This window comes from Streptomyces sp. NPDC020362 (assembly GCF_040642095.1).
Classification (GTDB): Bacteria; Actinomycetota; Actinomycetes; order Streptomycetales; family Streptomycetaceae; genus Streptomyces.
The window spans coordinates 13,185-33,200 of sequence record NZ_JBFAET010000028.1 but is presented as its reverse complement, the minus strand read 5'-3'; the positions used below and the strand labels follow the sequence as shown (position 1 = coordinate 33,200).

Genomic DNA, 20,016 nt, shown 5'->3' with positions numbered 1-20,016 from the left:
ATGTAACACGTCCGTTTCGCGGCCTTCACCCAGCGAACAGTTTGTCCAGTTTTTGGAAGTTGTCTGCGTCAGCTGTGACTGAATTGAGATTTACAGACGGTGGTCGGCACCTTGCTCATGGCAGATAGTTAGCCGCGTAGCGCTCGGGTCAATGGGTCTCGCGCTGTGGGGACAGCGCCGACTCGCGAGCACCAGGGGGTGTCTGACCCTCCGTCAGGGGTGTCGGAGGGAAGACGGAAACCCTCTCCTGTTGGTGAACACGTGAAGTCATGAGGAGGAACCCCCATGCGCGGTGTCACGAACACCAGATGGGTCAGTTCGTCGCTTCCAGCGGTGTGATTCGGCCGTAGAACTACGCGCGTCCGGCTGCGGCCACGCGCGTTCTCGGAGTACCCGGACACCTCTCACACCCATATCTGTGAAACGGACGAACCGTGACAAGTCCTATCGACATCGAGGGCGGCGGGACTTCGGTCGTCGTCGACGGCGAACCAGGGCCGGAGACGCACCCCGAGGCCAGGAAGCTCCAGGGCCGGTCACCCGGCCAGCTGATGTGGATCCGCTTCAAACGTGACCGTACCGGCGTCATCTGTGCCGTCGTGGTCATCGGCTACTTCGTCGTCGCCCTGCTCGCCCCGCTGCTGGTGAAGCTCCCGGGCACCGATCCGTACACGCTGTACGGCCAGGATCCCACCTACGCCGACAAGCCCGTGCTGGACCAATTCGGCCTGCCGCTCGGCTACTTGGGCGGTGTCTCGGGCGACCACTGGTTCGGCGTCGAGCCGCAGTACGGCCGCGACCTGTACGCCATGCTGCTGTACGGCATGCGGACCTCGCTGTACATGGCGCTCGGCATCACCGTCCTGGTCATGGTCACGGGTGTCGTGGTCGGCCTGATCGGCGGCTACTTCGGCGGCCGCACGGACTACTGGATCGGCCGCGCCACCGACTTCTTCCTCTCCTTTCCGCAACAGCTGTTCTTCATCGCCTTCATGCCCGTGGTGACCTCGTTCTTCGTGGACCCGCGGGAGGAGACCCCGACATACTTCCGTGCCCTGGCCATGCTGATCGTCCTGTGGCTGCTGGGCTGGATGGGCATGGCCCGGCTGGTCAGATCCACCGTACTGTCCCTGCGCGAACGGGAGTTCGTCGAGGCGGCCAGGGTCTCGGGCGCCTCGCCCTGGCGGATCGTGCGCAAGGAGATCCTGCCGAACGTCGTGACCCCGATCCTGGTGCAGTTCACCTACACACTGCCCAGCACGATCCTCAGCATCGCCTTCCTCTCCTTCGCGGGCGTCGGGTTCGTCGAGCCGACGCCGGACTGGGGACGCCTCTTCGCCGCCGGCGCCCGGTACGCCGAGCAGGACCCGGCGTTCATGTTCTTCCCCGGAATGGCACTGGTGATCTTCGTCCTGAGCTTCAACCTCCTCGGGGACTCCGTACGGGACGCGTTCGACCCCAAGTCCGGGCGATAGGCCGTCCGTTGGGTGGGGGTGGCTGCCGCCCCCCGGCCGGCCCGACCGGCCGGCGCCCGGCAGAACTCACGGATAACAACACCGACAGGTAGGTGGATTCGCCACATGTTGTCTCACAGCTCACGCAGAGCGCGCGCCGTCGTGATAGCCCTCGCGGCCGGCTCCCTGGTCCTGACGGCGGCCTGCTCGAAGAACACGGGCGGGAAGTCCGGCACGGACTCCAAGAAGGACCAGAAGCAGGCGGCGGTCCAGTCGAAGGCGGTCACCTATGTCGACGCCGCCGGTTCGACCGGCCCCGCCAAGGACGTCCCCGGCGCCCGGAGCGGCGGCACCATCACGATCTACCAGGAGGCCGGCCTCTCCCACCTGGACCCGGGCCAGATCTACGTCTCCGACGCCGGCCAGGTCGCCAACCTGCTCTTCCGCCGCCTGACCCAGTTCCAGGAGGACGACAAGGGCAACGTCTCGGTCGCCGGTGACCTCGCCACCGACTCCGGCAAGTCCTCCGACGGCGGCAAGACCTGGACCTTCACCCTGAAGGACGGCATCAAGGACGAGAACGGAAACCCCATCACCTCGGCCGACGTCCGCCACAGCATCGAGCGCCTGTACGCGAAGTTCATCTTCGACGGCCCGACCTATCTGCAGACCTGGCTGAGCGGCGCCGACTACCGCAAGGCGCTGCCCGGCGGCGGCTTCGACGGCAAGCACCTGCCGGCCAAGGTGCTGGACACCCCGGACGACAAGACGATCGTCTTCCACTTCGACACACCGCGTCAGGACCTGCCGCAGACGCTCGCGATGGCCGGTTACGCCATCGTCCCGGCGAAGGCCGACACCAAGGAGAAGTACGAGAAGAAGCCGGACGCCACCGGCCCGTACAAGATCGCCGAGAACAAGGCCGGCAAGCTGCTGAAGCTGGTCAAGAACCCCAACTGGGACCCGAAGACCGACTCCGTGCGCCACCAGTACGTCGACGGCTTCAACATCCAGTTCGGCGTCACCGAGTCGACCCAGACCAAGCGTCTGATCGCCGACGAGGGCGACAACAAGAACGCCATCCAGCTCACCAACGGCGTCGAGGCCACCCAGATCCAGGACGTCATCAACAACCCCGAGGCCAGCAAGCGCACGGTCAAGGGCTACCAGCCCTACGTCATGCAGCTGACCTTCAACCTCGACCGGGTCAAGGACATCAAGGTCCGCAAGGCCGTCGCCTACGCGGTCAACTCCAAGTCCCTCATCGCCGGCGAGGGCGGTGCCTACGGCGGCGACGTCGCCCCGAACTACTTCGCCCCGACGCTGCCCGGCTACGAGCCGGCCTACGACCCGTACGGCAGGCTGAAGACCCCGCAGGGCAACATCGCCAAGGCCAAGGAGATCCTCAAGGACGTCCCGGCGTCCGAGAAGAAGCTCGTCTTCGCCTACGGCAACAGCGAGAACGGCCAGAAGCGCAAGGTGGCCATCGAGGACGCGCTCACCAAGGTCGGCTTCAACGTGGTCTCCAAGGAGATCGACGCCGCGAGCTACTACGAGCAGATCGGCAAGCTCAAGAACCCGTACGACATCTACATCAGCGGCTGGGGCCAGGACTGGCCGTCCCCGGCCACGGTCGTCACGCCGATCTACGACGGCTCGCAGGTCTTCGACGGCTCCGCGAACTACTCGCACGTCAAGGACCCGAAGGTCGACGCCCTCATCAAGAAGGCGCTGACCGAGCAGCCGACCGAGGCCGCCAAGACCTGGAAGGAAGCGGAGCACTACCTGCTGGAGAACGTCGTCCCGTCGGCTCCGCTGTGGTACACGAAGCAGTTCCAGATCTCCGGTTCCAACGTGGGCGGTGCCCGCTACGGCTCGGTGTCCAGCCTCATCGACGTCACCCGGCTGTACCTGAAGTCGTGACCCGGGGCTGACCACGGGGGCACGCACCAGGCGAGCGTGCCCCCGAGTCCGGGCCCTGTCACCGGCCCCGTCTCCGGGCTCCGCGCCCGGGCCCCGCGTCCGGCGCACCCTCCCCACCGTCCGACCAGAGAGCAGCCAGCCCGCCATGCTTCAGTTCATCATCCGGCGCACGGTCGGCGCCTTCGTCACGCTCTTCCTCATCGGGGCGGCGACGTTCTTCCTGTTCGTGGCCGCACCGTCCGACTACGCGTCCCTGGCCTGCGGCAAGGACTGTACGCCCCAGCGGCTGGCGGACATCCGGGACGCCCTGGGCCTCAACCTGCCGCTGGCCCAGCAGTTCTGGGACTTCATGTCCGGCATCGTGACGGGCCGCGACTTCCCGACCGGTCACTGCTCGGCCCCGTGTCTGGGCGTGTCGTTCTACTCGGGGGACATGGTCTGGAGCACCATCATGGACCGGTTCCCGCTGACCCTCACCCTGACCGTCGGCGGGGCGATCGTCTTCCTGGTCCTCGGCATCGGCGCGGGCATGATCGCCGCCTACCGGCGAGGGACCGTGGTGGACAAGGTCGCCACGGGCGCGTCCATGGTGCTCAGTTCGTTCCAGATCTACTTCCTCGGGCCCATCGTGCTGACCGTCCTCGTCTACAGCACGGGCTGGATGGAGGACCCGAAGTACGTCCCCATCACGCAGGACCCGGTCGGCTGGTTCGTCGGCATGTCGATCCCGGTGTGCGTGATGGCGACCATCTTCACCGCGCAGTACACCCGTATGGCCCGCTCCTCGATGATCGAGCAGCTGGCCGAGGACCATGTGCGCACCGCCCGCGCCAAGGGCATGTCACGCAAGTACGTGTTCTTCCGTTACGCCTGGCGCGGCTCGCTCATCCCGATCGTCACCGTGCTCGGCATCGACCTCAGCGCGCTGCTCGGCGGTGCCGTCGTCACCGAACTGACCTTCTCCCTGCAGGGAATCGGCCGGCTCGCGGTGGACGGCGCGGTCAACAAGGACCTGCCGCTGACGATGGGCGTCATGCTCTTCGGCGCCTTCTTCATCCTGATCCTGAACATCCTGACCGACATCACCTACGCGTGGATCGACCCGCGCATCCGGCTCTCCTAGGAAGAACGAGCATTGTGACCACCATGACCAAGGCCGCGGGCGAACCGGCCCCGGCGGGGCCGGACGGCTTCCTGTCGGTACGCGACCTGCAGGTGACGTTCTCCACGGAGGACGGCCCGGTCAAGGCCGTCGACGGGCTCTCCTTCGACCTGCACCGCGGGAAGACCCTCGGCATCGTCGGCGAATCGGGTTCCGGCAAGTCGGTCACCAACCTGACCGTCCTGGGGCTGCACGACCCCCTGTTCACCACGATCGACGGCGAGATCCTGTTCGACGGCAAGGAACTGATCACCGCCACCGAGAAGGAGATGGAGAGGCTCCGCGGCAACCGGGTGGCGATGATCTTCCAGGACCCGCTGACCGCGCTGTCGCCCTTCTACACGGTCGGCCGGCAGATCGCCGAGCCGTACATGAAGCACCGGGGCGTCTCCAAGAAGGCGGCCTGGGAACGCGCTGTGGAGATGCTCGCCAAGGTCGGCATCCCCAACCCCAGGGAACGGGCCCGGGACTATCCGCACCAGTTCTCCGGCGGCATGCGCCAGCGCGCGATGATCGCCATGGCGCTGGTGTGCAACCCGGACCTCTTGATCGCCGACGAGCCGACCACGGCGCTGGACGTGACGGTGCAGGCGCAGATCCTCGATCTGCTCAAGGACCTCCAGCAGGAGTTCGGCTCGGCGATCGTCTTCATCACCCACGACCTCGGTGTCATCGCCGACATGGCCGACGACATCATGGTGATGTACGCGGGGCGGGCGGTGGAGCGCGGCGCGGTCGACGAGGTCCTCCGGTCCCCGCAGCACCCTTACACCTGGGGCCTGCTGAACTCGATGCCCCGGCTGGACTCCGACCTCGGCACCCCGCTCTCGCCCATTCCCGGTGCCCCGCCGAGCCTGCTCACCCCGCCGTCCGGCTGCCGCTTCCATCCCCGGTGCACCTTCCCGGAGCGGGTCGGCGGCACCCGCTGCGCCACCGAACGTCCCCTGCTGGCACCGGACCGCTCCTCCGCTTGCCATCTGACAGCGGAACAGAAGCGGACCATCTTCGTCGAAGAGATCAGGCCCCGACTGGGCTAGGAGGACACATGAAAGAGGACCTGGTCCTCCCCGCGAGCCATGAGGCCGCCGAGGGCACGGCCACCGAGCCGCTGCTGGAAGTCTCGGCCCTGACCAAGCACTTCCCGGTCAAGGGCGGCTTCCCGATCCGCCGTACGGTCGGCCATGTCCAGGCCGTCGACGGGATCGACCTGACCGTGCACGTCGGCGAGAGCTTCGGCCTGGTCGGCGAGTCGGGCTGCGGCAAGTCGACCACGGGCCGGCTGATCACACGGCTGCTGGAGCCGACGTCGGGTTCGGTCTCGTACCGCGGCCGGGACATCAGCCACGCCACCCGCAGGCAGCTGGCGCCGATCCGCTCCGAGATCCAGATGATCTTCCAGGATCCGTACTCGTCGCTGAACCCGCGGCAGACGGTCGGCAAGATCATCTCCGGTCCGATGGAGATCAACGACATCAACCCGCCCGGCGGCCGCGAGAACCGGGTCCGGGAGCTGCTGGAGATCGTCGGCCTCAACCCCGAGCACTTCAACCGCTTCCCGCACGAGTTCTCCGGCGGCCAGCGCCAGCGCATCGGCGTGGCCCGCGCGCTGGCCCTGGAGCCGAAGCTGATCGTCGCCGACGAGCCGGTCTCCGCCCTGGACGTCTCGATCCAGGCCCAGGTCGTCAACCTGCTCCAGAAGGTCCAGAAGGACCTCGGCATCGCGTTCCTGTTCATCGCCCACGACCTGGCCGTCGTACGGCACTTCTCCCAGCGCGTCGCGGTCATGTACCTCGGCAAGATCATCGAGGTGGGCGACCGCGCGTCCATCTACGAGCGCCCGCGCCACCCCTACACCCACGCCCTGCTGTCCGCGGTGCCCGAGGTGAACCTCACGGAGGACGACGCGCCCGGGCACGAGCGCATCCGCCTGGCCGGCGACGTCCCGTCCCCCATCAACCCGCCCTCCGGCTGCCGCTTCCGCACCCGCTGCTGGAAGGCCCAGGACAAGTGCGCGAGCGAGGAGCCGCCGCTGGTGCAGATCTCCGGCAACCGCTCCGGTCATCTGACGGCGTGCCACTTCCCGGAGGAGCCGACGACCGAGGCCCGGGACGAGGACATCGTGCTGGACCCGGCGCTGGCGGCACTGGAGGAGTCCTCGGAGGGATAGTCAGGCCCGCCGGGCCACGGTGACGATCTCCGGGCCGGCGGGGGTGACCGGCCCCCGCGCCCAGTCCCCGTACTGTTCCACGACCGTCAGACCGGACTCGGCGAGAAAGCGGGAGACGGCCTCGCCGTCCAGGAAGCGCAGGGTCGCCGTGCTGACCCGGGGCCGGTCCCAGCCCTCGCGCTGGAAGGACTCGGTGAAGGTCACCCGGTCCCCGACGGGGCCGTCCCGGACCTCGTGCCAGACGCGTACGGCCCTGCCGTCCGTGTCCGTCACCTCGTGCACCCGGTCCGGGGTCCAGCGCTCCCAGGCCCGGGCGGCCGGATTCCGCGTCTCGAAGACGAAGCGCCCGCCGGGTGCCAGCGCGTCCCGCACGGCGCCCAGACAGATGCGCAACTCCTCGTCCGAGAGAAGCACTTGGAAGACGTGCCCGGTCATGACGACGAGGTCGAAGTCCGGCTGCCAGCGCCGCGAGCGCAGATCCCCGAGCACCCATTCGATGCGCGGTTCGGCCTGCCGCCCCTGCACGAGCATGGCGGCCGCCGGATCGAGGCCCATCAGCCGCCCCTGGTGCCCTTCGGCCCGCGCCTGCCGCAGCAGCTGACCGGTGCCGCAGCCGACGTCCAGCACGGAGCCGGCGGATCTCACCAGCTCCAGGTAGAAGTCATCACCCGGGCCCCAGGGATTGAGGCTGTCGTAGAGCGAGGCGAGCGAGAGATCGGCGAACGAGTGATCTACCACCGCGGCAGTTTGACACACGATGTTGAACGGCGCGTCAGGAACGGGCGCACTTCATGAACGAGTTTCATCTTCCCGGGGCTCGGGAGCTTCGGCCGTGCTTCGGCCGCCCGTCGCGCCCAGGCCTGCGACGAGGAGTGCGACCAGCCGGCGGGCGTCGTACCGGGAATCGCTCTCCGCGCCGACGCAGAGGTTCCCGACGCCGCGCATGAGTTCGTAGGCCTGCAGGCCGGAGCGGATCTCGCCGGCCGCGTCCGCGGCCTGGAGCAACCGGGTGCACACGGGCACTAGGCGGTCGAGGAAGTAGGCGTGCAGCGCGTCGAAGCCGGCGTTGTCGGACTGCAGCACGGCGGCGAGCCCGTGCTTGGTGACCAGGAAGTCGACGAACTGGTCGATCCACTGCTGCAGCGCCGCGAAGGGGCTTGCGCTGCTCGCCAGCAGCGCCGGTCCGGCCTCGGCGCAGGCGTCGACCTGGTGGCGGTAGACGCCGATGATGAGGTCCGCCCGGGTGGGGAAGTGGCGGTAGATCGTGCCCACTCCGACCCCCGCCCGCGCCGCGATGTCGCGCACCGGTGCGTCCACGCCCGACGTGACGAAGAGCGCGGCAGCCGCATCCAGCAGGTTCTCCTTGTTGCGCCGGGCGTCCGCCCGCTTGGACCGGGCCGCCGGCCCCGCGTCCTTGTCGCCGTCGCTCACCGCGCCGCTCCCTCCACCGTCGGGGGTTGTGAAAACGGAACCGTGTTCCGTATCGTCGTTAGCGGAACGAGGTTCCGCTTGCTCATGATGTCAGAGCAGGGACCCGGCACCAAGCCATGCCCGGTCACGGTCGTCATGCCCGGTCACCGGCGTCATGCCTGGTCATCGCCGTGTCTGGTCACCATGGATCACCCCGCAATGGAGGAACACGGTCATGCAGTACCGCACCCTGGGCCGTACCGGCGTACAGGTCAGCTCCCTCGCGCTCGGCGCGATGAACTTCGGCCGGATCGGGCGCACCGGCCAGGACGAGGCCACCGCCCTCGACGCGGTCGACACGATCGTCGCCCCCGGTACCGACCTCGCCGCGCACGAGAAGTCGGACACCCCGCCCGCGCTGCTCGACCCGTCGCTGCGCCGCCGCTGACCGACCGGGAAGACCGGTCCGGCCCTCCATGAACCAACCCTTTGAAGGGACAGAAACATCGTGAACGCATCGACCGACACACCCGACACCTTCGGCCCGCCCACTCCCGTCCTCTCCCTCAGTCCGGTGGTGCTGCCGTCTCCCGGCCGGGCCGTGGACCTTCAGGTGCGCGTCTCCGCGCCCGTGACCGGGAGCGACCTGCCGGTCATCCTCCTCTCGCACGGCCAGGGCTACTCGAACCACCTCTCCTCGCTGAACGGCTACGCCCCCCTCGCCGACTTCTGGGCGGCGCGCGGCTTCGTCGTGATCCAGCCCACCCATCTGAGTTCAAGGACGCTGAGCCTGGATCCCGATACTCCCGGGGCGCCTCTGTACTGGCGATCACGGGCCGAGGACATGAAGCGCATCCTCGACCGGCTCGATGTGATCGAGGCCGCCGTGCCGCAGCTCCTCGGGCGTCTGGACCGGAGCAAGGTCGCCGTGGCCGGGCACTCGATGGGCGGCCACACCGCGAGCCTGCTGCTGGGCGCCCGGCTCACCGATCCGGACGACGGAACGGAAGTGAACCTGGCCGAGCCCCGGATCAAGGCGGGTGTCCTGCTGGCCGCGCCCGGCAGGGGCGGCGATGCCCTCACCGAGTCCGTGGCCGAGAATCTCTCCTTCTTCCTGACCACGGACTTCTCCGAGATGACGACGCCCGCGCTCGTGGTCGCCGGCGACAAGGACGCCTCCGCCCACCTGACGGTCCGCGGTCCGGACTGGCACGCCGATCCGTACGTCCTCTCCCCGGGCTCCAAGTCTTTGCTCACCCTGTTCGACGCGGAGCACGGACTCGGTGGGGTCTCCGGATATGACGTCGCCGAGACCACGGACGAGAACCCCGAGCGGGTGTCCGCGGTCCAGCGGCTCACCTGGGCCTATCTCCGCACCCAGCTCTATCCCGGGGATTCCGCCTGGCAGGCGGCGTGCGACGCGCTGGCGGCCGGGCCCCGTCCGCTCGGACGGGTCGAGTCCAAGTAGCCGGCCCTCAACTCCGAGCGGACTGAGGATCTTTCAGGGCTTCGATGAAGGGGGCAAAGGCCTCGACCGGGAAGGTGAGGGTTGCCCTGGCCGGGGCTTTGGAGTCGCGGACGGCTATGTGGGCGGGGCGCGTCGCGACTTCCACGCAGTTGTTCCCGTCGCCGCTTCCCGAGAAGGACGACCTAAGCCAGTTGTCAGGGGCCACGGTGTGCCTCACAGCTCTTTCGACAGCTTGTGGATGAACTCACGCGACCGCTCGGGGTCGAGTGACACAGCCTCCACCTTACGGAAAAGCGTTCGAAACGCACCGAGTTGGGCTTCGGAGTCGATGAACCCTGCACCATGAGGGGCATCTCGCACCGCTGTGTCCAACCTGGGGACGGCACCACCTACGTACATCATGGCGCTCGTGGCTCCGGCGAAGCCGTCCAAGTCGTATGGGATGACCCGCACTGTGATGTGGGGCGCTTCGGAGAGCTGCAGGATGCGGTCGAGCTGAGCGCGTGCGGCTGCGCGGTCTCCGACCCTGATACGCAGCGCCGCCTCGTGGATCACTGCCTCGTACGGGGTGCAGGCAGGCTTCTCGATGATGACCTTGCGTCCCATCCGATGACGGACGCGCAGCTCCAGTTCGCTCTTGGGTAGTTCGGGGACTCGGTACGAAAAGATGGCGCGGGCATAGTCGTCCGTCTGGAACAAGCCTGGTACGTGCAGGAACTCCACGTCGAGGCGATACGAGGAGTGGTATTCCAACTCGGCGAGATCGAGGAACGACGTTGGCAGCAGCCCCCGGTACTCCTCCCACCAGCCTGAGGTCCGGTCGGTCGCCATCACCGCCAACGCCTCGATCAACTCGGTGTCCGTGCAGGAGTACTGAGCGGCAAGTCGCCGCACACGCTCCTCGCTCACGCCAGCCGTACCGAACTCGATCTGGCTGATCTGAGCGGAGTCCGTCCCTAGCAGTGCGGCGGCTTCGAGTCCTTTGAGCCCTGCGGCCTCGCGTAGCTTCCGCAGCTCAGAACCCAAGCGCATCTGGCGTGCCGTCGGCTGCTTTCTGCGCGCCATGTCTTCCTCCTTGCCCTCAACTCCGCTGAAACGGGTCCTCGTTCGAGGGGCAGATTACGGCAACGACTTGCACGGTCCCAAATTATGGCTCTACCGTCGGTGACGCAACGCACACACAGCGGAAGCGCACCGCTCCGTCGTGCCGTGACGGCTGCGGCAATGCCACCGTGCGTGAAATCCCTGCCACCGAACTTGGAGCTGACGCATGCCCGAAACCTGGGACTACACGCTCTACATCCCCAACGACCTCAGAGCGGTCACGGTGTGCCGTCGCACACTGCGTCTCATCTTGACGTTGCACGGCCTGATCAGTCTGGTCGATACAGCGGAACTCCTCGCGACGGAGCTGGTCTCGAACGCGGTGCGGCACACGAAGGGGCCGGCCGCGCTCAGGGTGCGGCGGACGGTGGAGGGGGTGGTGTGGATCGGGGCGTGGGACACGGATCCGGCGCCACCGGAGCCACCGCAACCCTGTGCTTCGGTGGGCGAGTCGGAGGAGGCGGGGCGGGGATTGGGGCTGGTGGTGGCCTGCGCGGACTACTGGGGGTGGCAGCCCTCGGCGAGGTTCGGGAACCGGGGCAAGTACGTGTGGTGCGAACTTGCGGCGGCATAGCTCGTTGATCACGTCGTACGGAAAGGAGAGCTGATGGTCGGCTCGTCGCATGAGGCGCTGCACCGGATCTTCCAGAAGGATCCGGCGCTGCTGACGCGGGCGTTACAGAAGGTGCTGGATGTCCCGTTCCCGGAGCCTCGCGAGATCGCTGCGCTGAACGTGGACCTGACGGAGATCGAGCCGGTCGAGCGTCGCGTGGACACGCTGCTGCGGGCGGAGACGGACGAGGGCACGTATCTGCTGGTGGTGGAGTCGCAGGGGAAGGTGGACGACCGCAAGCGGGGCAGCTGGCCGTACTACCTCTCCTACCTGTACGAGAAGTACCGCTGTGAGCCGGTGCTGATCGTGATCACGCAGAGCAGCGCGACGGCCCGGTGGGCCTCGCGCCCCATCCAGCTCGGCTTCCCCGGCTGGGATTCGCTGACGGTACGGCCCCTCGTCCTGGGCCCGGACAACGTGCCGGTGATCGCGGACGAGCGGCAGGCGGAACGCGATGTCCCCCTTGCGGTGCTCTCGGCGATGACACACGGGCGCGGCCCGGGCGCCGCCGCCATACTGGAATCCCTGGCATCCGCCCTGGGGACCATCGACCCCGACAGTGCCGCGGTCTTCGTGCAGTTCGTCGACTCGTGCCTGGCCGACCCCCAGGCGAAGCAGATGTGGAGGGACCTGATGACGGCGATCCAGTACTTCTGGCGACACCCGCTCGCAGAGCAGGTACGCGAGGAGGGTCGAGAGCAGGGCCTGGAGCAAGGTCTTGAGCAAGGTCGCGAAGAAGGTCGTATCGAGGACCGCCGTGAGATGGTCCTCGGCATCCTCGGATGGCGCAGCATTCCGGTGACCGACGCTGTCCGAGAGCGCGTGGAGGCCTGCTCGGATCTGGATCAGCTGGAGGCCTGGGCCCAGCGGGCGGTGCATGCAACGGATGCGGCGGAGCTGTTCTCCGAGGAGTGAGTATGTGACCGCCGGGCCGCCTCGCTTCATTTCCCTGTTGAAGCCGGGCGGTCCCGGGTCCGCCGTTTGATCGGTCTGGCGAGCTGTTTCGCCGGAATATCACTTCATGGCGAAGCGAACGACAACCGGGCTCTCCCTCATTCAGCCGATCATCGCGGGTAATACGCTCCTCGCCGCCTACTCTGTGAGCGGATCAGTGAGCGGCCGAAACCGGCCGCGACTGCCGCTTGTCCATGCATGGGCAGGAATCCGAGCGGTGCTTGCGTGGTCGGAGGAGAAACATGAATGACTGCAGGGGTTCTGGCGGATTGCCTCGGCGTCAATTCTTCGCACTCTCCGGCGGAATTGGTGCGGCGGCGCTCGTGGCCGGTGCGGGAGCAGTCGGGAATGCGGCGGCGGTGGCCCGCCCCGCACACGGAGGGCTCTCGTCGGACCCGTGCCCGTGCTCCCGGCCCGGTGGGGGACCAGGTGTAAGCCCAAGCCCCTGCCCCCCTGCCCACCTTCAGTCCGTCTGCGGCAAGACCACCGACAACGACGAACTGTGGAATGACGTCCAGTACTGCACCCGCAAGATTCCGCCACCGCCGCCGCAGCAGCCGCCCAACTGCTTGAAGACAACCCCGAACTATGTCGTGTTGCATGGAAAACCCGAGACCATGCACAATTATCTGCTCCTGCCCAGCTGCCGCATCACGGGTATCGAGTGCCCGTTCATCGAGACCCCGCAGGCGGCGAACTACTGGAACGACGCCTGGGAGAACGCGCGGCAGGGAGGCGCCGTCCCGGTGCAGTACCGCTACATCGGATTGGGAATCAATTCGATGGGTGCCCGGCACTACCATCAGATGCACATCCACATGGCCGGCGTCCGTGACAGCACGCAGCTGCGACTCCAGGACCTCGAAAAGATGGGCCGCCTCGCCACCAGCCCGTCACATTGGAACAATCCGCAGTACCAGGTGGCCATCACGGGAAGCATGGGGGACCGCACGTACCGGGCACTCGTGCTGCCCGACCTCACGCGGAATCTCTTCGCCCTGGTGGACCGATATGTCGTGGTGCCGTCCGGGCTCAACATGGCGGACCAGACGCTGATCGTGGTGCCGAAGATGACGGCCGCGGGGTTCGCCGGGGCTTTCTATGCCCTGAGCAGCGACCATTCGATCCATGACGGCACGAACACGTGTGACGAACTGCTGGTGTACACCTGAGGCCGCAGCTCACGAGAAGGGCCCGCACATCCGGAGATGTGCGGGCCCTCGCTCCCCCGGAGCGGACGTTCATGGGCTCGGGTCAATGGGCCGAGAAAGTCCGTTCCACAAGGGGGCGGCTGACGGAAAGGGGTGTGTCAGGCCGCCGCCTCGGGGTCCTTGGAGAGGCGCGGGGCCGGGATGGTCTCCGTCGTCTCAGGGTAGTGGCAGGCGGTCAGGTGGCCGGGCTTGTTGCCGTCCGCCTGGACCAGCGGCGGGGCCTCCGTCGCGCACTTCTCCGTCGCCTTCCAGCAGCGGGTGCGGAAGCGGCAGCCGGAGGGCGGGTTGATGGGGGAGGGCACGTCGCCGACCAGGCGGATGCGCTCGCGCGGCTCCTCGTCCACCGTGGCCTCGGGCACGGCGGAGAGCAGGGCCCGCGTGTAGGGGTGGCGCGGGTTGTCGTACAGGTCCTCGCGGTCGGCGATCTCGACGATCTTGCCGAGGTACATGACCGCGACGCGCTGCGAGAAGTGCCGGACGATCGCGAGGTCGTGGGCGATGAACACGAACGCGATGCCGAGTTCCCGCTGGACCTTCTGGAGCAGGTTGACGACCTGGGCCTGGATGGAGACGTCGAGGGCCGAGACCGGCTCGTCGGCGACGATGAGCTTCGGCTCCAGGGCGAGCGCGCGGGCCACGCCGATGCGCTGGCGCTGGCCGCCGGAGAACTCGTGCGGGAAGCGGTTGAAGTGCTCGGGGTTGAGGCCGACGATCTCCAGCAGCTCCCGGACCCGGTTCTCGCGGCCGCCGGGCGGGTTGATGCCGTTGATCTCCATCGGACCGGAGACGATCTTGCCGACCGTCTGCCGCGGGTTCAGCGAGGCGTACGGGTCCTGGAAGATCATCTGGATCTCGGAGCGGATCGGCGCCAGCTGCTTGCGGCCCGCGTGCGTGATGTCCTCGCCGCGGTAGGTGATCTTGCCGCCGGTCGGCTCCAGCAGGCGGGTGATCAGCCGGCCCGTGGTCGACTTGCCGCAGCCCGACTCACCGACGAGGCCCAGGCTCTCGCCCTCGGACACCTGGAAGTCCAGGCCGTCCACGGCCTGCACCGCGCCGACGGTGCGCCGGATCGGGAAGCCGCCCTTGATCGGGAAGTGCTTGGTCAGCCCCGAGACGTCCAGGAGGGGGGTTGTGTTGCTCATGGTCGTGAAGTCCCGTCTCGTGTCCGTCAGTTGTGCCGGGTTGCGGCGAAGTCGGCGAAGAGTTCCTGCTTCTGCTCCTGGGTGAGGTGGCAGGCGGAGCCGCGGCCCTCGATGACCTCAAGGGTCGGGCGCTCGCTGGAGCACGCCCCGCCGGACACCTTCTCGGCGAAGGTGCAGCGCGGGTGGAACCGGCAGCCGGACGGCGGGTTGAGCAGCGAGGGCGGCGAACCGGGGATCGGCGTCAGCGGCACGTCCACGGGCCCGTTCAGGCTCGGCATCGAGTTCAGCAGGCCGACGGTGTACGGGTGGTCCGGGGTGCGAAGCACCTCCTTCTTGGTGCCCCGCTCCACGCACCGGCCGCCGTACATCACCAGGACGTCGTCCGCGATGTCGGCGATGACGCCGAGGTCGTGGGTGATGAAGATGATGGCGGTGCCGAACTCCTGCTGGAGGTCCTTGAGCAGGTCCATGATCTGGGCCTGCACCGTCACGTCGAGGGCCGTGGTCGGCTCGTCCGCGATCAAGAGCTCGGGGTCGCAGACCAGCGCCATGGCGATCATGGCGCGCTGGCGCATACCGCCGGAGAACTGGTGCGGGTAGTCGTCCACCCGCATGTCCGGCTGCGGGATGCCGACCCGGCGCAGCATCTCGATCGCGCGCTTGCGGGCCTCGGCCTTGGAGGCGCCCGTGTGCTTGCGGTAGGTCTCGCTGATCTGCGCGCCGATGGTGTGGTACGGCGACAGCGAGGCCAGCGCGTCCTGGAAGATCATGGCCATCTTGTTGCCGCGCAGCCGCTCCAGCTCCCTCTCGGAGGCGGTGAGCAGTTCCTTGCCGTCCAGCAGGATCTCGCCCTCGATGGCGGTGTGGGCGCGGTCGTGCAGGCCCAGGATCGTGAGGTTGGTGACGGACTTGCCGGAACCCGACTCGCCCACGATGCCGAGGGTCTGACCCTTGGCCAGGTCGAAGCTGAGACCGTCGACGGCCTTGACGATTCCGTCCTCGGTGGAGAAGTGGACCTTTAGGTCCTTGATGGAGAGGAACGGCTGCTGATCGGTGCTCGTCACGGGGACGCTCCTGAGGGGGGTGATGCGAGGGTCGGGGATGGGGCGGAGGTCAGGCGAGCCGGATCCGCGGGTCGATGAGGGCGTAGACGGCGTCCACGATGATGTTGAAGATCACGATCGCGCCGGCGGACAGCAGGGTGACGCCGAGGACCATGGGCAGGTCGCTCTGGTCCACGGACTTCAGCGCGAGCCGGCCGACGCCCTGGAGGCTGAAGACGGACTCGGTGATGATCGCGCCGCCGATGAGGGTGGCGAGGTCGATGCCGAAGATCGTGACGATCGGACCCATCGCGCCGCGCCAGGCGAACCGGAAGAACACCTTGCGCCGGGAGAGTCCCTTGGCCCGTGCGGTGCGGACGTAGTCCTCGCTGAGCGTCTCGACCAGCTGGGAGCGCGCCATACGCGTGTAGTTGGCGGTCCAGATCAGGGCCAGCACCAGCCACGGCAGCAGCAGGCCGGAGGCCCACTGGACGGGGTCGTCGGTGATGGGGGTGTACGACGGGTTGTCGAGGATGCCGAGCTTCGCGACGAGGAAGTACATCGCGATGTAGCCGACGAAGTAGATCTGCAGCGAGGAGGCGATCAGCGAGCCGGAGCTGGCCACCTTGTCCTGCCACTTGCCCTGCTTGACCGCCGCGAGCATGCCCGCGCCGACACCGAAGAAGAGGAAGACGACGGCGGAGCCGAAGGCGAGCGAGAGGGTCAGCGGGAGCCGGTTCATGATCGTGCCGAGGACGGGCTCACGGTTGGCGAACGAGTACCCGAGGCAGGGCGCGTTGCAGTTGCCGAAGTCGCCGTAGCTGCGCCCGACGAAGATGCCCTTGAGCCAGTACCAGTACTGGACCGGGACCGGGTGGTCGATGCCCAGGTTGTGCCGGACCTGCTTGAGCATGTCGGGCGTGCAGTTCCTGCCGCAGGACATCATGGCGGGGTCACGCGGGATGGCGTAGAAGAGCCAGAAGGTGACGGCGCTGATGATCAGCAGAATGACCAGCGCGCCGAGAACTCGGCGGACAAGGAAGCGGAGCATGGGGCGTGACTTTCCGGACGGGGCGCCGTCGCCGGGGGTAGGGGGGTGGGCCGTAGGGGGCGGCCAGGTCGTGGCCGCCCCCGGAGGATCTAGCGCGCTTACTTCATCGCGTAGAGCTTGCAGAGCGCGACGCAGGTGTTGCCGGCGTCGTAGACGACGTTGCCGACCTTGGACCCGTGCATCCAGTTACGGATCGAGTGGTAGTCCGGGACCACCGGCGCCAGCTCCATGATCTGGCGGTCGATGGCGCCCCAGGCCTTGTTGGCGGCGGCGACGTCGGCGATCTTGGCGGCCGCGTCGATCGCCTTGTTCACGCTCGGGTCGTTCAGCTGCGCGTAGTTGCTGCGGCCGTCACCGATGTTCTTGCCGCTCCAGCAGGGGTAGAAGACCGAGTAGCCGTTCGGCCAGTCCGGGCTCCAGCCGGCCGCGAACAGGTCGAAGTCGTTGTCGATCTTGCCGATCTGCGTGTAGAAGGTCGTCTTGTCGACCTGCTTGTTGACGACCTGGAAGCCGGCCGCCTCAAGCGAGTTCTTGATCTGGACGGCCTGCTTCACCGCGTTGTCGGACTGCTGGTAGGCGATGACCAGCTTCTGGCCGATCTTGCCGGCCTCCTTCAGCAGCGCCTTGGCCGCGGCCGGGTCGCCACCGGGCTTCTTGTCCGTGCCGTAGAGGTCGAACTTCTCGTAGCCGGGGGTGACCGGGCTCAGGATCGTGGTGGCCAGCTCGCTGGTGGAGGCGCCGCCGCGGATGGTCTGCAGCTGCTGGTGCGGCCAGGCCAGGTTGATGGCCTTGCGGACCTTGACGTCCTTGATGCGGGTCATGTTGATCGGCCAGTAGTAGGTGACCGTGTCGACCTGCGTGAGAACGCGCTTCTTGAGCGTGGCGTTGGTCATGACCTGCGCGACGCGCTCGGGCGCGACCTCGTTGAAGATCGACATCGCGTACTGGTCGTTGCCCTTGTCCGCGACGTAGCGGTCGGTGGAGGCGACGAGCTCGAAGCCGAACTGGAAGACGTACTGGTCCGGGTAGGCGTTGCGGATCGCGTCCGTCTTCGGGTCCCAGTGGTCGTTGCGCACGTAGGTCAGCGACTTGCCGATGTCACGGCTGCCGATCTTGTACGGACCCAGCGCGAACGGGCGCTTGTCGTACTTCTCCTTGGTGTCGTGCTTCTTGTTGACCAGGCTGTAGCCCGCCATGGCCAGCGTGTAGTTGAAGTCGGTGCGCGGCTCGGTGAGGTGGAAGGTGACGGTCTTCCCGGAGATCTCGATCGAGTCGAGCTTCTTGCCGTCGTACGGGCCCTTGTACTTGTCGCCGCCGACCATCCACTGCTGGACGTAGCGCGGACCCTCGGTCACGAAGGAGGCGAAGAGGCGCTCGACGGTGTGGCGGACGTCGTCCATGGAGAGGTCGGAACCGTCCTCCCACTTGATGCCGTCCTTGATCGTGAACGACCAGGTCTTGCCGCCGTCCTTCATGGTGCCGGCGTCGGTGGCGACGTCGCCGACGAGCGTGCAGCCACCCTTCTCGTCGATCTTGTAACCGGTCAGACCGCGCAGGATCGGGCGCGTGATGGCCTGCTCGGTCGAGACGTAGATCTGCGCCGGGTCAAGGTGGTCCATGTCGAACTGGTCGAGCGAGTAGATCGTCCCGCCCTTGACCGCACCGGTGACCTCGGGGGCCGGACCCGCCGAGTCGGCCTTGGTGCCGACCGGGATGTTCATGGTCTTGGCCTTGCTCACCGACGGGATGTTCTTGTCGGTGGAGCTCTTGCCGCTGCTGCAAGCGCTCAGCACGGTCGTGGAGGCCGCGGCCACACCGGTGGCGATCAGGAAGTTTCTACGAGAAAAGGACATGCTGAGCCTGCCTATAAGGGTCGATTCTGACGGTCGGGACCAGTCGGACACCATCGAGCCGGACCGGGTGGAAAGGAAGTGCTACCGCTTGGACTTGGGGTCGAGCGCGTCGCGCACGGAGTCGCCGAGCAGGTTGAAGGCGACGACGAAGATCACCATCGAGATGCCCGGGAAGAGCATGAAGGTGATGTCCTGGGAGTAGAACTGCGAACCTCGGGCGATCATGACACCCCAGTCCGGGGTCGGGTCGATGATGCCTACGCCGAGGAAGGACAGACCGGCTTCGGTGGTGACGAGCGCCGGGAGCAACAGCGTGGACTGGATGATGATCGGTGTCCACAGGTTCGGCAGCAGTTCCTTGAACACGATGCGCATCGGGGATGCGCCCGTGACCTTGGCCGCCTCGACGAACTCGCGCTCGCGCAGGCCGAGGACCTGACCGCGCAGCAGACGCGCGATGGAGGCCCAGCCGAACACGGTCAGTACCACGATCAGGGCGAGGGCGCGCAGCCACGTCGGGATGTTGTCGTCGGGGGCGACGAAGAGGCCGTAGACGACCGGCATGAAGGCGATGAAGAAGAGCGTCGACGGGAACGACAGCAGGATGTCGATGACCCGGCTGACCAGGTAGTCGGTCTTGCCGCCCAGGTAGCCCGCCGTGACGCCGACCACGACGCCGAGGACCACGGTGAGGATCGTGGCGGCCACGGCGAGGCCGAGTGATGTCCGGATCCCGTACAGCAGGAAGGTGAAGACGTCCCGGCCGAGCTGGGGCTCGATGCCGAACCAGAAGTCCGAACTCATGCCACCGTTCGGGCCCGCCGGGTAGGCGAAGGGGTCGAGCAGGCTCGGGTCCTGGCTCGCGTAGGTGGTGTACGGGTCCTTGCCGTACAGCTTCGCTATGAGCGGTGCTGCTATCGCGATCACGAAGAAGAAGATCACGACGTAGGCGGATATAACGCCCGTGCGGTCACGCTTGAACCGCTTCCAGGCCAGTCGGCCCGGGGAGCGGTTCTCGCTGCCCTTCGAGCCGCCCGAAGTGGTCGACTTCGTTGCGGTCTCGTCGGTCACCTCAAGCGGGGCAGCCGCAGATGGAGTTGGGGGGGTCATGGTGCTCCTGGCCCAAGGGAGGGTCTGATGACTCCGCAGGGCGCTCCCCTACGGGCTACGCCGGACTTTTTCAACGCAATTCATTCAAGGTCAATAAATTCTCGACCGCCTTGGTTGTCTATTTACCTTCTTTACTCGCCCTTGACCGTTTTGTAGCTACGCGGGTAGCACGCCGTAATCAATCCGTGCTTCACATCGGACTAATTGGACCAATCAGGCAAGGAGTTCGATATGCGGACGGTGGTGTGTCGACATGCGTACATCGACCCGTCGCAATCCAACGTTTCGGCATCGTTGCGCGGAGATCCATTGCATCGCGGACCCAAGATCGTCCTGGTGTACTCCAGAGGT

The 20,016-nt window shown here is 67.0% G+C and carries 18 protein-coding genes and 1 pseudogene; 10 read left to right on the top strand and 9 right to left on the bottom strand.

Annotated features, from left to right (window positions below; translation table 11 throughout):
* Positions 1 to 434 precede the first annotated feature (434 nt).
* The 5 genes from AB0H32_RS14055 to AB0H32_RS14035 all read left to right on the top strand — a co-directional run bounded on the left by AB0H32_RS14055 (position 435) and on the right by AB0H32_RS14035 (position 6,706).
* A complete protein-coding gene (locus AB0H32_RS14055; RefSeq protein WP_361119142.1) occupies positions 435 to 1,475 on the top strand; it encodes an ABC transporter permease in 1,041 nt (346 codons plus the stop codon).
* Between the two features lie 105 nt (positions 1,476 to 1,580).
* Positions 1,581 to 3,377 carry an ABC transporter substrate-binding protein gene (locus tag AB0H32_RS14050; RefSeq protein WP_361119140.1) on the top strand — a complete coding sequence of 599 codons (1,797 nt, stop codon included), beginning with the start codon at positions 1,581 to 1,583 and terminating at the stop codon, positions 3,375 to 3,377.
* A gap of 145 nt (positions 3,378 to 3,522) precedes the next feature.
* Positions 3,523 to 4,500: an ABC transporter permease gene (locus AB0H32_RS14045; RefSeq protein ID WP_361119138.1), complete on the top strand. Its 978-nt coding sequence runs from the start codon at positions 3,523 to 3,525 to the stop codon at positions 4,498 to 4,500.
* A gap of 14 nt (positions 4,501 to 4,514) precedes the next feature.
* Positions 4,515 to 5,576 carry an ABC transporter ATP-binding protein gene (locus AB0H32_RS14040; RefSeq protein ID WP_361119136.1) on the top strand — a complete coding sequence of 354 codons (1,062 nt, stop codon included), beginning with the start codon at positions 4,515 to 4,517 and terminating at the stop codon, positions 5,574 to 5,576.
* Positions 5,577 to 5,584: 8 nt separating this feature from the next.
* On the top strand, positions 5,585 to 6,706 hold the full coding sequence (locus tag AB0H32_RS14035) for an oligopeptide/dipeptide ABC transporter ATP-binding protein (RefSeq protein ID WP_361119135.1): 1,122 nt from the start codon (positions 5,585 to 5,587) through the stop codon (positions 6,704 to 6,706).
* On the opposite strand, the gene AB0H32_RS14030 is transcribed toward AB0H32_RS14035, so the two are convergent.
* Both AB0H32_RS14030 and AB0H32_RS14025 read right to left on the bottom strand, forming a co-directional pair.
* Positions 6,707 to 7,444: a methyltransferase domain-containing protein gene (locus AB0H32_RS14030; RefSeq protein WP_361119133.1), complete on the bottom strand. Its 738-nt coding sequence runs from the start codon at positions 7,442 to 7,444 to the stop codon at positions 6,707 to 6,709.
* A 51-nt stretch (positions 7,445 to 7,495) separates the two neighbouring features.
* Positions 7,496 to 8,137: a TetR/AcrR family transcriptional regulator gene (locus AB0H32_RS14025; RefSeq protein ID WP_361119131.1), complete on the bottom strand. Its 642-nt coding sequence runs from the start codon at positions 8,135 to 8,137 to the stop codon at positions 7,496 to 7,498.
* Positions 8,138 to 8,351: 214 nt separating this feature from the next.
* Between AB0H32_RS14025 and AB0H32_RS14020 the strand changes: the two are divergent.
* A pseudogene (locus tag AB0H32_RS14020) lies at positions 8,352 to 8,462 on the top strand (aldo/keto reductase); the annotation flags it as partial.
* Positions 8,463 to 8,624: 162 nt separating this feature from the next.
* Positions 8,625 to 9,584 carry a chlorophyllase gene (locus AB0H32_RS14015; RefSeq protein WP_361119129.1) on the top strand — a complete coding sequence of 320 codons (960 nt, stop codon included), beginning with the start codon at positions 8,625 to 8,627 and terminating at the stop codon, positions 9,582 to 9,584.
* A 7-nt stretch (positions 9,585 to 9,591) separates the two neighbouring features.
* Here the strand turns inward: AB0H32_RS14015 and AB0H32_RS14010 are convergent, their stop codons facing one another.
* Together AB0H32_RS14010 and AB0H32_RS14005 are read right to left on the bottom strand one after the other, a co-directional pair.
* Positions 9,592 to 9,789: a DUF397 domain-containing protein gene (locus AB0H32_RS14010; RefSeq protein WP_361119203.1), complete on the bottom strand. Its 198-nt coding sequence runs from the start codon at positions 9,787 to 9,789 to the stop codon at positions 9,592 to 9,594.
* 8 nt (positions 9,790 to 9,797) lie between these two features.
* Complete coding sequence (locus tag AB0H32_RS14005; protein ID WP_361119127.1) at positions 9,798 to 10,649, bottom strand: helix-turn-helix transcriptional regulator; 852 nt, start codon at positions 10,647 to 10,649, stop codon at positions 9,798 to 9,800.
* A gap of 205 nt (positions 10,650 to 10,854) precedes the next feature.
* Here AB0H32_RS14005 and AB0H32_RS14000 point away from each other — a divergent pair, with 205 nt between their 5' ends.
* The 3 genes from AB0H32_RS14000 to AB0H32_RS13990 all read left to right on the top strand — a co-directional run bounded on the left by AB0H32_RS14000 (position 10,855) and on the right by AB0H32_RS13990 (position 13,427).
* The gene (locus tag AB0H32_RS14000; RefSeq protein WP_361119126.1) at positions 10,855 to 11,262 is read left to right on the top strand and encodes an ATP-binding protein; all 408 of its coding nucleotides are present in this window, start codon (positions 10,855 to 10,857) and stop codon (positions 11,260 to 11,262) included.
* Between the two features lie 33 nt (positions 11,263 to 11,295).
* The gene (locus AB0H32_RS13995; RefSeq protein ID WP_361119124.1) at positions 11,296 to 12,216 is read left to right on the top strand and encodes a hypothetical protein; all 921 of its coding nucleotides are present in this window, start codon (positions 11,296 to 11,298) and stop codon (positions 12,214 to 12,216) included.
* Between the two features lie 539 nt (positions 12,217 to 12,755).
* Entirely contained in the window at positions 12,756 to 13,427 is a 672-nt protein-coding gene (locus AB0H32_RS13990; protein ID WP_361119201.1) for a CDP-diacylglycerol diphosphatase, read from the top strand.
* A 137-nt stretch (positions 13,428 to 13,564) separates the two neighbouring features.
* On the opposite strand, the gene AB0H32_RS13985 is transcribed toward AB0H32_RS13990, so the two are convergent.
* The 5 genes from AB0H32_RS13985 to AB0H32_RS13965 all read right to left on the bottom strand — a co-directional run bounded on the left by AB0H32_RS13985 (position 13,565) and on the right by AB0H32_RS13965 (position 19,626).
* Complete coding sequence (locus AB0H32_RS13985) at positions 13,565 to 14,608, bottom strand: dipeptide ABC transporter ATP-binding protein (protein WP_361119122.1); 1,044 nt, start codon at positions 14,606 to 14,608, stop codon at positions 13,565 to 13,567.
* 26 nt (positions 14,609 to 14,634) lie between these two features.
* Positions 14,635 to 15,672, bottom strand: coding sequence for an ABC transporter ATP-binding protein (locus AB0H32_RS13980; RefSeq protein WP_361119120.1), 1,038 nt, complete (start codon positions 15,670 to 15,672; stop codon positions 14,635 to 14,637).
* 49 nt (positions 15,673 to 15,721) lie between these two features.
* Positions 15,722 to 16,702: an ABC transporter permease gene (locus tag AB0H32_RS13975; RefSeq protein ID WP_361119118.1), complete on the bottom strand. Its 981-nt coding sequence runs from the start codon at positions 16,700 to 16,702 to the stop codon at positions 15,722 to 15,724.
* Positions 16,703 to 16,800: 98 nt separating this feature from the next.
* Entirely contained in the window at positions 16,801 to 18,555 is a 1,755-nt protein-coding gene (locus AB0H32_RS13970) for an ABC transporter substrate-binding protein (protein ID WP_361119116.1), read from the bottom strand.
* A gap of 81 nt (positions 18,556 to 18,636) precedes the next feature.
* Positions 18,637 to 19,626 carry an ABC transporter permease gene (locus tag AB0H32_RS13965; protein ID WP_361119115.1) on the bottom strand — a complete coding sequence of 330 codons (990 nt, stop codon included), beginning with the start codon at positions 19,624 to 19,626 and terminating at the stop codon, positions 18,637 to 18,639.
* Between the last annotated feature and the right edge of the window lie 390 nt (positions 19,627 to 20,016).